The following is a 14,306-nucleotide window of genomic DNA, read 5'->3' as shown; positions in this document are numbered from 1 at the left end:
TCAGTTTTCAAGTTTTAGTTTCCCAGTGAACCAGAGTCTCCCACTTAAGAACTTCCAAATAAAAAAATATCCCATTGCAGAGGGACGACTTGGGCAAGAAGTCGCGTTAAATCCATAAAGAAAGATAATTTATTTTTTAGAGTTCCCTTAAGAACAGGTGGAAAGTTTCACTTGGGTTCTAAATCCTCACTTTCTACCTGAGAACTGATAACTGATTTAATAGAGGCGACTCAGTGTGTACTCAGCTATGTTAATCAATGCCTGGTGGGATTCTGAGGGTGGGAGAGCTGCAAGATGTTCAATTGCTAACTTAGCATGGTGAGCAGCTAACTCTCGCGCCTGCTGTATACCTTCACTGTCTTGAATCAGTGCTAGTGCTTGCTCTAAATCCCCTTCTTGAGCAAACACTCGTTCAATCAGCACTTTCAAGGATGGTTTTTCCGCTAAAGCAAATAAAACGGGTGCAGTCAGATTACCACTTTTGAGATCCGACCCCACTGGTTTACCCAAGGTATCTGTTGTACTGGTGAAATCTAGAATGTCATCAACAATTTGAAATGCTATGCCAAAATGACGACCGTAGCTATACATATGCTCAACAGTTTCTCGGGAGACTTCACTGAGTAACCCAGCAGCTTTAGAACTGTTGGCGATTAATGAAGCTGTTTTGTAATAACTCTTCTGGAGATAAGTTTCAATAGAGATACTAGCATCAAAACTATTTAGTCCCTGCTGGATCTCCCCAGTAGCTAGATCCATAATCACTTCTGAGAGAAGTTTCACCACCTCCAAATTGTCCAAGTTTGCTAAATACCATGACGATTGGGCAAAGAGAAAATCTCCTGCTAGTATGGCAATCCGGTTACCGAACAAACTATGAACGGTAGGAACGCCTCGCCGCACGTCTGATTCATCTACCACATCGTCATGTACCAAACTTGCTGTGTGAATCATTTCCGTAATCTCAGCTAGGCGGCGGTGACGCGGCGTAATGTCTTGTTCTAACATTGTTGCCCGCGATATTAGCAGGACAATTGCTGGTCTGATACGCTTTCCCCCAGCTCCGAATAAATGTTCGGCTGCTGCAAACAGAATGGGGTGGCGGTTTCCAACTAGCTGTTTTAGGTTATCTGCTAGTAGTCGCAGGTCTGCTTCCACAGGGGTAAACAGGGAGGTGGCTGGGGTCATGGATGGGCGGACTCTGGCTTAGGTTACGAAAGTTTACATATCCTATACTCATTTTAAGATAACCCTGTGCCAGCGCAAAGTTTTCATAAAGTAATCTCATGTTCATGAGTCTATGGGTGATAATTAAGGTTGCTGGCGCGTTTGTCAATAAGCAATTATGCTTATTTGTTGGACATTCAGTTTTTAAAATAACTTAAAACATGAATTATGAGTATATGGGAATAGATATCAGTTTAAATTAGGTTATTTAGTCCCTCAATACACGTTTATTGACATAGTTTAGAACAAAATTTCAGCAATATTATTTATTGACAAAAGGGATGCAATATCGATTTGTCGGCAATGGGTAAGACTAAATTTCTTCAGTACTGAAGTGTAGCTCTTCAAAAAATTTGAAATTTAGCAGTCAAGTAAGCTCAAAATTCCGGGTCGTTGTGTTAAGCTAAAATATAGGAATTTTAAATTTTTCAGATATTCACACCCCAAAAGTAAGTCATCTACTAGTTGATTTTACGGGCTTGGTGATGTAAGTCTAAAATAATTAGTCGTAGGTTAGATTAAAGGAATTATTCCTTTGATTTTTTCTCCGATACGCGAAACTCCTGGTTTGGAGCTATGCGATATCCCTATGGGAAGCCGCTACACGTCTTCAGCGCACGTTGAGCGCAAGCATTGCTCTTTTGACAGCCGTTTCAGCAAAAAGAAAGCAGATAAAGTAGACCGCTGAGAATCGTAGTTTTAGATTGCTAAACGGCAATCTAACTGCTGTGGGATCTATGGTCTGCAAGAAGTCGCATTAGATAATAAATTCTTTGTCCGTAGAGAATTTTATCTCTATAGGTAATTTTACCATAGGAAACTACAGCCATCAAGAATGCACTTGGTTGGCTGAGGTTCTACTAATTTTTTGGAATTTTATATTCGTTTAGAAAGGTGCTAGTAGAACAATGATTTACGGAAGTATGCCTATAATGATTTTTATTTTAGCGTCTGGATATTTGTTCACAGTCTACCTGTTATTAGCACTTGCGAAGCGAACGGGTACAAAGACTATACCTACAAGTTTCCCTTCATCTGCCGAAGGAAAACACAAGCAGGAGATATCAGTAAGGACAAAGGTGACTCAAGCAGTTAATAGTCAATAGTTAGGAGTGAGGAGTGAGGAGTTTTGAATTATAACTCCTCACTCCTCACTCTTAACTTCTCACTTTTAAAATAGTTTTATTGGAGTTGGGAAATAGCGGTATCAGTGAAGCAAACCTCTTCAACCATTGGGGTATAGCCTAGCCACTGCATTCCTGACTGGGAAAACTGTTGCGGACAACCGCTAACGGCAAAGCGAGTTGGCAATGGTAGATGAGTATTTCTTAAGCCTAGTAAGTCTAGCTCTTGGGCACAAGCTGCTACAACATGAACAGCTGGATCAACCAACTGGACTTGAGAGGGAAGGAGCGATCGCAGTACTGGTGTCAGGTGAGGATAATGGGTACAGCCGTGGACTAAGGTATCAATTTCCTGCTCTAGTAAAGGCTCTAGGTAGCCTCGTGCTACTTCAGTAGTATAGGGGTCGTGAATGCGGTTTTGCTCAATGAGTGGCACAAACTCTGGACATCCAACTTGCCAGACTTGGACATCAGGAGCAATTTCGAGTATGGCGTGCTTATAAGCATTACTCTTAGCCGTAGCTGGAGTAGCAATCACACCAATACGTCTTCCTTGCTGCACCGCAGCTTTTGCACCCGGTAAGATTACTCCTAAAATGGGTATGCTAAATTCTTGACGCACGGTTTCTAAGGCTAGGGCAGAACTGGTGTTGCAAGCCATAATTACCATTTTTACGCGCTGCTGTTGTAGCCAGGTAAGAATTTCCCGCGTAAATTGTAAAATTTCTGCTTGTGAACGAATTCCGTAAGGAAGTCGAGCTGTATCCCCAAAGTAAACAATTGATTCATTGGGGAGTTGCCGATATAGTTGTCGCAGTACCGTCAGTCCACCCACACCACTATCAAAGATGCCAATTGGGGCACGTTGGGGTTCAAGAGCCGAAAAATCGTCAAGATTCCCTTCAAAGATGGAAGATGAATACACAGGCAGATGTTGATTTAGGTTTTTGGATTTAAAATACAGAATTTAGCAGACAATCTCCAAATTGACTACTAAATTCTGCATGTAAAGAAGTTTGAATATGACCTCTTTAATTAGTAATTTGTACTATATTATTACCTCTGGTGTAAGTATTTGAGGATGCCACGAGCGATCGCTTCTGCCATGCGATTTTGATACTCTGGTGTTCCTAATCTAGGATTATCTTCGTAACCAGTCATATAGCCTGTTTCCACTAAAATGGAAGGCATAGAGCTTTTCCTGAGGACGTAGAATCTGGCTTTGCGTGTTCCTCGATTTTTGATAGTACCGATGTCTTGGAGGATGGTATTGCGAACTACTTCAGCCAGAGCGTAACCGCTGTCGTAATAATATACTTCTAACCCGTTGACATCAGGGCGATTATCAACGGAATTAGCGTGAATGCTGACAAACGCAGTCGCATTAACTCGCTCGGCAATTTCTACCCGTCCCTGAAGTTCTACGAAAAAGTCAGCATCCCGCGTTAGCACCGCTTGTACACCATTTTGCTCTAAAATTGCTGCTACCCTTTTACCAATAGGCAGGATTACATCCTTTTCTAACAGTCCGCCCAGACCAGGAGCACCTGAGTCTTTTCCACCATGTCCTGGGTCAATAACTACTAGCAATTTTCCTTTGGGAACCGAGGGGTGTGGCCGTGGTTGGGAGATGGGACGGGGATTATCTGTGGGGTTTGGCAATTGTCCTTGATTTGGCAATGGCAGAGGAGGTAAAACAATCGGGGGTGTAATACTAACAGAGCGTTGTAATTCTAATGCCAAAAGCTGGTCGCCAACCTGGTTGAGTTCCCCAATTTGCACATCGGCTGCTGGTTGAACTAAGACGATGACAGTATTGGATTCTTGTGGTTGCAGGCGGACTCGCAAAATAGGGCTATTAGCATTAAAAGCAGGGCCTATGACTTTGGGAGCTAACCGAGCATTGTTGATAGTGATGCGGAACAGACCAGAGGTTCTATCCCAGCCTCCTGTAGCAGATAAAGTTTGGTCGGCTCTAATCAGCAGTTGTGTGCCATTATTAGCCAGTTCCACAGACTCAATAGTAGCAGGCGAACTGTTAGCAGGTGATATGGGGCGTGGGCTGTTACTTCCAGGTAACTGGGCAACGCCACGATTAGGGAGAACCACAAAACCACCTAGACTGCTAGTGGTTGCTCGCCAATTTGGACTATTTTTGTCCACCTGTAAAGTTAGACGAACAACAGATGGGCTTGTTTGCAGTTGCGTGAACTGAATACGGCTGACACCATAACGATTAATCGACAAATCTCGCTGCTCTAGATTTGGTGATAAAGTTGCGCCAGCAATATCGATGTTAATTGCCTTGTGATCATTGCTACGATTTACTTGAATTTGAGGATTACCACCACTAGTGCGAATGAAAAAACCATCACCTGTGACTTGTAAGTTCTCAATTTGAGTAACTCTGGCGAGAAGCGTTCCCTTGTTAGATGGATTGACAGAGCCGTTTGTCACCACATTGAAAATATTCCTTGGGGAGAATGTTGGTGTAGATGTTGTCGGTGAAGTTTCTCTGGCTATAGCTTGTTCTTGTTGCCCCCCAGTATTTGTTGCGGGGACATTTTCGGCTTCTGGTGTAGGTAATTGCACCATCCAGCGATCGCCAGTTCTACCAACAAATTTTACTCCCTTGGGGTCTAAAGTATAACCAGGAGTCAATTCAACGACTATGCGCGTTGTTTGTTCGTCAAACTGCCCAACACGGATAGAACGAATTGCACCACCCACCTGTTGGGTTAGCTGCGGACGCCCAAATGTGGTTCTCGGCAAATCAATTACCAAACGAGTCGGGTTAAAAATTAATTCTGCTTGGGGTTGAACATCCCCTAAAGTATTAATTTCCAGCCTGTTTTGATTGGCATCAAAACGCCAAGATTCAAGTTTCGCGGCCATTGCCGGCGACGATAGCATGAAGATAGTTCCAATAGTACTGGATAGTAACCAGTGTAATTTCACAGTCTTTTCTCCTGATTCACATTCATGGGAGCCGTCAACATCTCAACATATTGGCAAATCCTCACACCATCACCGCGTACACTTGAGTTTTGCGCTGTTATTAAGACACAGCTAATGGCGTAAAATATGGCACGCTCCTCTAATTTTGCCATGCCATTAGCCCAGATAAATTTGACTGCCAATTTTAGATTGAAGAAAAGCCGATTTTAGGTTAATGCTGGACTAACGTCCTGCTACGCTAATATCCCTAGTGGGTGAGACAAATCCAAAATCCAAAATCTAAAATCCAAAATCCAAAATCTGTTAACTTGCAAAGCATTAAATGAAAATAACAAAGAAGCTACTCCTGTTTTGCCGCAAGAATACTTAAATTGTTTTACTACTAAATTAGATAAAAATGGTAAACATTATTCAACTAAATTATTTATCTTCTCCTTAGATACTGAAGAATACCACGAGCGATCGCCTCTGCCATTTGATTTTGGTAAGCTGAGGTTCTGAGCCTAGCCATATCCTCTCGACCAGTCATATAACCCGTTTCCACGAGAATGGAGGGCATAGAACTTTTCCTGAGGACATAAAACCTGGCTCGCCGCACTCCTCTGTCTTTGAGAGTTCCAATACTTTGGAGAATGCTACTGCGGACAATGCGAGCTAGACCCAGACCGCTGTCGTAATAATAGACTTCCAAGCCATTAACATCCGGACGACTTGCACCTGCTGAATTAGCGTGGATGCTAACAAACACATCAGCATGAGCTCGCTCCGATAATTGCACCCGTCCTGGAAGGGTAACAAAATAGTCAGAATCCCGCGTCATAATTACTTGTACGCCATTTTGCTGCAAAATCTCAGCAAGTTTCTTACCAATAGGCAAGATAATATCCTTTTCGCGTGCGCCCCCAATACCAAGCGCTCCAGAGTCTTTACCGCCATGTCCGGGGTCAACGATGACTACTACTCGCCCATTGGTAACTCGGCGCTGTGGTTGTATTAGAGGTTGGGGATTGGGATTATTTGGGTCTGGGAATGGTCCGCGGTTTGGCGGTGGTAATCCAGGTAAAGCAAAGGGGGGTCTTCCAGGGAGGGCGACAACTCGCCGAGAGCCTTGTATTGATAGAGCTAAAAGCTGGTCGCCGATTTGCCTGGGTTGCCCAATTTGCACTCCAGCTGCTGGTTGAACTAAGACAATAACAGTGTTGGGTTTTTGGGGTTGCAGACGTACCCGGAGAATGGGACTATTGGCAGCAAAAGTAGGGCCTGTGACTCTGGGAGCTAATTTGGCGTTGATAATTGTGACGCGGAACAGACTGGAGGATCTATCCCAGGTTCCCGTGGCAGATAGAGGTTGATCGCCTCTAATTAGCAGTTGTGTGCCATTATCAGCCAGTTGCACAGACTGAATTGTTGCTGGCGAGTTGTTGGCAGATAATCTGCTGGGAAAGGAAACAGGTTCTGACTGATTGACCGAATTATTACTTCCAGGCAATCTGACAATGCGACTAGGCAGAACCACCAAACCACCGCTATTACTATTAGTTGCTTGCCAGTCTGGGCTATTTTTATCTACCCGCAAAGTCAAGCGAACACCCGGAGGACGGGTTTGCAATGAGGTGAATTCAAGACGGCTAACACCATGTTTGTTAACAGGTATATTATTCTGTTGCGCCAGACGTGGTGATAAAGATGCATCAGAGATGTCCATGAAGATGCTAGCGCGATCGCGGCTGCGAATTACCCGAATCGGAGGATTGCCACCACTGGTGCGAATGAATAACCCATCGCCTGTTACTTGTAAGTGTTCAATTTGAGTCGCCCCTTGTGTAGTCGTGGCAACCCTTGAGATCCGAGGTTGCGGCTCAGAATCTGGGGTAACAACACTGTAAGCACTTCTAGGAAATGAGGCAACTTTATCGACTTCTGGCTTAGGTAATTGCACCGTCCAGCGATCGCCCCTTGTACCAACAAATTGCACTCGTTTAGGGTCTAAAGTATAACCAGGAGTCAGTTCGATAACTATGCGTGTTGTTTGTTCGTCAAACTGCCCAACACGGATCGAGCGTATTCCACTGCCCACCTGTTGGGTTAGCTGCGGACGCCCAAATGTAGTTCCTGGCAAATCAATTACCAGCCGAGTCGGGTTGAAAATTAGTTGTGCTTGGGGTTGAACTGCTCCCACAGTATTAATTTCCAGCCTGTTTTGATTGGCATCAAAGCGCCAAGAGTCAAGTCTCGCGGCCATTGCCGACGACGATAGCATGACGATAGTTCCAATAGTGCTGGGTAGTAACCAGTGTAGTTTCACAGTCCTTTCTCCTAATTCACGTTCATGGGAGCCATCAATATCTCAACTCATTGGTAACTCATCACACTGTCACCACCTAAACTTGGCCTTTGATGCCTTTTTTCATTTTTAAGCTGGTATAAACACACACTTCAATCAGTTATGAGGTTTCATATTGGGTCTAAATCTCCATGTAAAACCTTCCACCTGTAAAGGTGGGGGACTCTGACTCTCAAGGAAGCTAGAAAACTGATAACTGATAATCGTTCACTAATAAGTGTTTGTTCTTTGTTGGTATTGATGCACTGATTAAATAATTCCCACTACTGTCAGCTGATCTAGCAAGATTTATGGGTGTTACTCCCCAATTATCTGGAAATATTCTGATAAAGTTCCATAAGTCGAGGGAGACTGCAAATAAGTAACATTCCGAATGCTGGTAGAAATTAGAAACAAACGATTATTCTACAATCACACGGGACGGAGATTTGCAAAGAGAAGTTTCCACTGCACAATAGCAAAATCCCAAGGCACTTGAGATAGCCTTTGGGAGATGAGGGATCTGGGGGAGACAAGGGAGATGGAGAGATGGAGGAGTTTTGAATGCCTAGTGCCCAGTGCTAAGTGGGGAATCTCACTTCTTTACTCAAACTCGAAACTCGAAACTCACAACTGTTTTGCCCCATGACGCCAGTCGCCTCTCCGAAGGGAGACGCTACGCGTAGCTTGCTTCTCCCTTCGGAGTACAAGTCGGGAAACCATGAAGGCAGTTACTCCTGGGGGAAACCCTCTCTGAGTAACTGCCGACGCTCCTACGTCGCTAACGCTGCGCTAACACCACGGCGCTGGCTCCCCCTCACCCATGCCCCAGTGATTAACGATCGCCAGAATCTGGGGTTACTTCCAAATTGCCACTGTCATTTGATGCTGACACCCTTGACTGAGGTGGTTCAATTACCAACGATGTCCCAGAGGAACCGTCTAAAATCAGTTGCTCTGAGGTTGCATCCACGGTTTTTGGTTCTGGAAATACAAATCGTAACAAGGGAGGAGCTAAAAAGGTTGTCAAGATAACCATCATGATGATTGCTGCCCCTAATGGTTTCGAGAGAGCGCCACTGGCAGCGCCGACACCAGCAAACACTAATCCAACTTCCCCTCTGGGAATCATCCCCACACCGATCGCTAAACGGTTGATTTCTGGTTGACCAAACACGCTTAAGCCTGTGATTACTTTACCGAGAATGGCTACTGTGATCAGGAAAGTTGCCATAATTAGACCTTCTCGATTGTCGGGAATCGCTGGGTTTAACACTCCCAAATCGGTTTTTGCCCCAACAGTCACAAAGAAAATTGGTACCAGCATATCAGCGATCGGTATGACTTGCTTTTGCAGTTCTTTGCGCTTATCCGTCTCTTCTAGGACTAAACCCGCCGCAAAAGCTCCCAAAATTGCTTCTAGCTGGATGACGGCGGCAAGGTATGCCATCGCAAAGGCAAAGATGAATGCTGGTATTACCAGTCCACCGCGTGTTTTGAGTTGATCAGCGATCGCCACAAAGGATTTATTGAAAACATTGCCCAGTAAGATGGCTCCCAAAATAAAACCAGTGGCGCTGATAATCAAATAAATGACTTTGCTGACATCTACCACGCCATCTTTAGCTAGGCTAGCTACTACCGCTAAAACGATGATTCCCAGTACGTCGTCAATTACGGCAGCACCGAGAATAATCTGCCCTTCTTTAGAATTGAGTCGCCCCAATTCTGACAGCACCTTGGAAGTCATCCCAATACTAGTGGCAGTCAAAGCCGCCCCAGCAAAAATTGCAGGTATAGCATCAATACCAAACAAAGTCATCAGTCCTACAGTACCAGCAGCAAAGGGTACTGCTACCCCCACCACTGCGACGACGGTGGCTTGGATACCAACTGCCATTAAATCTTTTAGGTTCGACTCCAAGCCGATTTCAAAGAGCAGGATGATCACACCCAATTCTGCCAAAACGGAAACGACCTCAGACTGCGCTGCAAACACCGCTGGAGTGGCTTCAGGTGTTAAACCGGCAGTGATTTGAAGGAAGGACATGATCAAAGAGCTAGAACTGTCTGTGCCGCCTTCTGGAAACACCAAAAGGTGGAAAACAGAAATGCCTACGACCACACCACCTACAAGTTCGCCTAAGACAGGCGGAAAACCCACTTGGTTTGATAACTCTCCACCAACTTTGCTGGCGAGATAAATGACTACTAAGCTTAGTAGCACTGCTGCTACTACCATTGAACTGTCTGCGGCTTGTGTTGCGCTGGCCAGCAGAGGAAAAGAGTAGCTGATTGGATCTAACAAATGCATGGGTTCTGTGAAAATCCTTCTCTTTGATTCTGACGCGTTTCTGAAAAACATCTATCAATGAAGACGCAATTGGCAGCTTTTAAATCTTAATTTGTGCCATTTGTCAACTCAATCAAGCGCTGCCAGTAGACTTCCCAAACCGGGACTACAGACAGTCTCCGAAGTCGCAGCAAGTCAAAGTCTGTGAATTTATTGTCCTGTTTTATTTGGGCTAGGGTGACGGGTTAGTGTACTCTTCGCACTGCCCGCACATCTACAACTGCCCGTTTGCTGTCATTGAGTGCTGGATCGATATAGGGTTGACTAACTATCTCTACTAAACCGATGATTTGCCGTTCTTTGCCTGTGTGATAAATTAACGCCAAGTCACCAAGGAGCATAGTACGTATATGTTTAAGCGCTAGAGGATTGTTGACTCCATCCCAAACTGTACTGCCGTCCCGTTCCAAATCGAAGTAGGAATAATTTTCCGGTTCAGTTTTTAGCAGCCAATACGCCACGACAAATCTCCAAAAAGGCTAGTACCGCAAGGCGGAAGTCAAAAGTCAAGGCTTCGGCTTCTCTACGAGACCCTTCGACTGCGCTCAGGGTCAAGGCTGAGCGCAGTCGAAGGGTCAAAAGTCAAAAGAAATACAGCGTAAACGTTTCGTTGATTTGAAATGGGTTGTTTCTTTCCGCCGCGCTGTACTAGTGTAATTTTTTTAGTTTCCAAAAATGTAACCATTTCAGCTTTTGATTATGGCAGTGTCAAAGTAAGAACATACAAATCGTATCTAGCGATCGCACTTAAGTTATGAAAAACTTGTGGTAGCTGTTGACCTCAACCGCCATCAAAAGATTGTTACATACGTTTATTAAAAACATCTGTGGTTACTTTGAGGAGTGCAAATCTTATGACTAGAGCCGCTTTACCCGGTTCTCAGTTTCCAAATGGGAACCTGTGGAAAATACTGCCTTTAGCAATACTTTTATGTACAACTTTTGTACTACCTGCGTTCGCACAAGAAAGGGATAAATTGTGGCGAACCCTTAGTGTCAGTGGTCGCGGAGTGGAAACAACTCCTGCAACCTTGGCGCAGGTCAGTTTAGGAGTGGAGATTCAAGGGAAAACAGCACAGGAGGTACAGCAAGAAGCTGCCCGGAGGTCATCTGCTGTAGTTGCGTTTCTCAAGAGCCAAAATGTCGAAAAATTACAAACTACTGGTATTAGTCTCAACCCAGTTTACAGCTACACCAATAATGTGCAGCGGATTACAGGCTATGCTGCCAATAACACCGTGAGTTTTCGCATTCCTACCGAGCAAGCTGGGACATTATTGGATGATGCAGTCAAAGCTGGTGCAACACAAATTAACGGCATTAGTTTTGTTGCGAATGATGAAGCGATCGCTAGGGCACAAAAGCAAGCATTAAAAGAAGCTACTCAAGACGCCCAGCAGCAAGCTGATGCTGTTTTCAGTGCCTTGGGTTTAAAACCCAAAGAAATAGTAAGCATTCAAGTTAATAATGCTAGTGCGCCTCCACCACCACCAATGTTTTTACGGGCTGAGGCTGCCAAGTCAGCTGATGCTTCCACCCCTGTTGTTGGTGGTGAACAGCAAGTAGAGGCATCGGTGACGCTGCAAATTAGTTATTAGTCCTTTGTCATTAGTCATTAGTAATTAGTCATTAGCATTACTAAGAACTAATGACCAATGACCAATTAAAAATGTTCTGAAGACATATCTCCTGTACCGCCTTCTCCATCTCGCTTAGAGCCTAATAAATCCAGTTGGTCTACCTGGATAACTGGTGAGGATCGATTTGCTCCTGTTTGGCGATCGCTCCATGTGTCAAACTTCAAGGAACCTTTAACAGCAATTTGCCTGCCTTTACGTACATAATTACCTGCCACCTCCGCCGTTTTTCCCCATAGTTCCAAATTAAACCAGTCGGTATGTTCACCTTCTTTAGTACGACGATTAACAGCTAGTGTCAATCTACACTTAACACTACCAGATTCAAAATACTTAATCTCTGGGTCGCCGCCTACACGACCAATGAGGGTGACAACATTGATACTCATCGGTGTTACCTCTTAGTACAAGCGTACTTATTGATTATCGACTTCCATCATAGCGAATTGTGAAACTCTTGAAAATAATGTGTTAAACAGTTAACAATATAATTGAATTGAAAAATTATACATATTACTTGGAGAAATACATAAAAGTATACGTATACACTAAGTTAACCAGAAAATATCAAAAAATACGAGGACTGAGACATAGTAAATATTCCTGGGAATCATCTAAAAATATAGTCTAGTTTACTCAACTCAGGATATAAACGTAATCGAATCAGGCACAATTAACTCTTGCCGTTGTAGTCAAAAAGTATCGCACATAGGGGGCTTAGAGACGCGTGGGTATTTTTAGGAACTTTCGCACATCATGGGATATGGGTATCGACCTCGGTACCGCTAACACTCTCGTTTATGTATCTGGTAAAGGTATTGTACTGCAAGAGCCTTCTGTAGTTGCTATCGATGTCAATGAAAAGGTAGCACTAGCAGTAGGAGAAGAAGCCAAAAAAATGCTCGGTCGTACACCCGGAAATGTGATTGCCCTCCGTCCCTTGCGTGATGGTGTAATCGCTGATTTCGATATAGCCGAGCTGATGCTGAAAAGCTTTATTCAGCGTGTAAATGAAGGCAGATCTCTAATTTTACCCCGGATTGTCATTGGTATTCCCAGTGGCGTCACAGGAGTAGAAAGGCGAGCTGTGATGGATGCAGCTCATCAAGCAGGAGCAAGAAAAGTGTATTTAATCGATGAACCTGTAGCTGCGGCAATTGGTGCAGGGCTACCTGTTGCCGAACCGACTGGCAACATGATCATCGATATTGGTGGTGGCACAACAGAAGTTGCGGTGCTGAGTCTTCAGGGTACGGTGATTAGCGAATCAGTACGTATTGCTGGAGATGAACTAACTGAAGCGATCATTCAGTATATTAAGAAACTTCATAACTTAGTGATTGGTGAACGTACTGCCGAGGACATCAAGATTCGGATTGGTTCTGCCTATCCTACTAATGATGATAATGACGCCATTATGGAAGTCCGAGGCTTACACCTGCTTTCTGGTCTACCGCGAACTGTAACCATCAAAGGCCCAGAAATCCGTGAAAGCATGTTGGAACCATTATCAGTAATTATAGAAGCTGTGAAGCGGACACTGGAACGCACACCTCCAGAATTGGCAGCAGACATTATTGACAGAGGTATTATGTTAGCTGGTGGCGGTGCTTTGCTCAAAGGCATAGATACCCTGATTAGCCATGAAACAGGGATTGTGACTCACATTGCTGCCGATCCTTTGAGCTGTGTTGTGCTGGGAACAGGTCGTGTGTTAGAAAACTTCAAACAGTTGGAACGAGTGGTCACCGAAAGCTCTCGCAATATGTAGCAAAAAAATATCAGACTTGAGTTCTATTTGAGTTCTATTTGGGTTTTATATAAATAGAATCCAAGTAGAACTTAATTTATATAAGTATGTAAGGTATATATGGTTACAATACGGCGTTGGTGGGATCATAAAGGGTTACAAATCGGGTTGTTAGCTTTAGTAGTTGGTAGTGCTTGGATATTGCGACAGACTCAAGGTGAATTGGTGCTTGAGACATATCAGGCAATTACCCGCCCCTTAGAGATGTTGCAGTCAGGGCCAACTCCAGAAGAAGGTCTTAGAGATGCCCGGATATTGGAATTGCAAACCCGTATAGTAGATTTGGAAAGTCAAAAGACAAAGCTACAAGATTTATTAGGCTATGTGGAAAAAGAGCCGCTGGCATCACGGCCAATTCCAGCACGGGTGATAGGACGTAGTGCTGATCAGTGGTGGCAACAAGTTACCCTGAATCGCGGTGCGAATGCGGGGATTCAGGAAGGCTTTATAGTCAAGGCAGATGGCGGATTGGTGGGTCTGGTGGAGAGCGTAACTCCCAATACTAGTCGCGTGTTGTTAATCAGTGACCTGAAGAGTCAAGTGGGTGTATCAGTTAGCCGCACGGCAGCTAAAGGTGTTTTGCGAGGAGATTCTTCTGCAGAAGCTGTGCTGGAGTTTTATGAAAAAGTCCCAAATGTCAAGGTAGGAGATTTAGTTTCCACATCTACTTATAGTCAAAAATTTCCATCTGGCTTGGCAGTAGGACGAATCAAGTCACTGGATTTAAAGAAACTTCCGGCATCAGTGGCGAAAATTGAGCTTTTTCCGCCAATCCACTCTCTTGATTGGGTAGCTGTTTATCCAAAGCCAGAAAACCAAGAGTTGGAAAACCAAGAGTCGGCAAATCAAGTGCCGCAAAAGTCTAAGTAAATTC

10 protein-coding genes and 1 pseudogene are annotated in these 14,306 nt (G+C 44.2%); 4 read left to right on the top strand and 7 right to left on the bottom strand.

The window, feature by feature from the left end; translation table 11 throughout:
- Window positions 1-216: 216 nt before the first annotated feature.
- On the bottom strand, window positions 217-1,188 hold the full coding sequence (sds, locus tag V7K85_RS05355; RefSeq protein ID WP_334811619.1) for a solanesyl diphosphate synthase: 972 nt from the start codon (window positions 1,186-1,188) through the stop codon (window positions 217-219).
- Window positions 1,189-2,135: 947 nt separating this feature from the next.
- Here sds and V7K85_RS36385 point away from each other — a divergent pair.
- On the top strand, window positions 2,136-2,333 hold the full coding sequence (locus V7K85_RS36385) for a hypothetical protein (protein WP_442940547.1): 198 nt from the start codon (window positions 2,136-2,138) through the stop codon (window positions 2,331-2,333).
- Window positions 2,334-2,409: 76 nt separating this feature from the next.
- On the opposite strand, the gene murI is transcribed toward V7K85_RS36385, so the two are convergent.
- The 5 genes and pseudogenes from murI to V7K85_RS05330 form a co-directional block, all read right to left on the bottom strand.
- Window positions 2,410-3,276, bottom strand: coding sequence for a glutamate racemase (gene murI, locus V7K85_RS05350; protein WP_334811618.1), 867 nt, complete (start codon window positions 3,274-3,276; stop codon window positions 2,410-2,412).
- A gap of 131 nt (window positions 3,277-3,407) precedes the next feature.
- Window positions 3,408-5,309, bottom strand: coding sequence for an N-acetylmuramoyl-L-alanine amidase (locus tag V7K85_RS05345; protein WP_334811617.1), 1,902 nt, complete (start codon window positions 5,307-5,309; stop codon window positions 3,408-3,410).
- A gap of 424 nt (window positions 5,310-5,733) precedes the next feature.
- Window positions 5,734-7,614 (bottom strand): N-acetylmuramoyl-L-alanine amidase, encoded by a 1,881-nt coding sequence (locus V7K85_RS05340; protein WP_334811616.1) that lies wholly within the window; start codon window positions 7,612-7,614, stop codon window positions 5,734-5,736.
- An 853-nt stretch (window positions 7,615-8,467) separates the two neighbouring features.
- Window positions 8,468-9,946 (bottom strand): cation:proton antiporter, encoded by a 1,479-nt coding sequence (locus V7K85_RS05335; RefSeq protein ID WP_334811615.1) that lies wholly within the window; start codon window positions 9,944-9,946, stop codon window positions 8,468-8,470.
- Between the two features lie 86 nt (window positions 9,947-10,032).
- A pseudogene (locus tag V7K85_RS05330) lies at window positions 10,033-10,446 on the bottom strand (EVE domain-containing protein).
- A gap of 393 nt (window positions 10,447-10,839) precedes the next feature.
- On the opposite strand from V7K85_RS05330, the gene V7K85_RS05325 reads away from it, so the two are divergent.
- Window positions 10,840-11,583: an SIMPL domain-containing protein gene (locus V7K85_RS05325; protein WP_334811614.1), complete on the top strand. Its 744-nt coding sequence runs from the start codon at window positions 10,840-10,842 to the stop codon at window positions 11,581-11,583.
- A 65-nt stretch (window positions 11,584-11,648) separates the two neighbouring features.
- Here the strand turns inward: V7K85_RS05325 and V7K85_RS05320 are convergent, their stop codons facing one another.
- Window positions 11,649-12,011 carry a single-stranded DNA-binding protein gene (locus tag V7K85_RS05320; RefSeq protein ID WP_334690500.1) on the bottom strand — a complete coding sequence of 121 codons (363 nt, stop codon included), beginning with the start codon at window positions 12,009-12,011 and terminating at the stop codon, window positions 11,649-11,651.
- A 374-nt stretch (window positions 12,012-12,385) separates the two neighbouring features.
- Between V7K85_RS05320 and V7K85_RS05315 the strand changes: the two genes are divergently transcribed.
- Both V7K85_RS05315 and mreC read left to right on the top strand, forming a co-directional pair.
- Complete coding sequence (locus V7K85_RS05315) at window positions 12,386-13,393, top strand: rod shape-determining protein (protein ID WP_334811613.1); 1,008 nt, start codon at window positions 12,386-12,388, stop codon at window positions 13,391-13,393.
- Between the two features lie 99 nt (window positions 13,394-13,492).
- Window positions 13,493-14,302, top strand: coding sequence for a rod shape-determining protein MreC (mreC, locus tag V7K85_RS05310; RefSeq protein ID WP_334811612.1), 810 nt, complete (start codon window positions 13,493-13,495; stop codon window positions 14,300-14,302).
- Window positions 14,303-14,306: the final 4 nt, after the last annotated feature.

Origin of the sequence: Nostoc sp., assembly GCF_036917615.1 — a bacterium.
Lineage (GTDB): Bacteria > Cyanobacteriota > Cyanobacteriia > Cyanobacteriales > Nostocaceae > Nostoc.
This window is presented reverse-complemented; position numbering and strand designations above follow the sequence as displayed.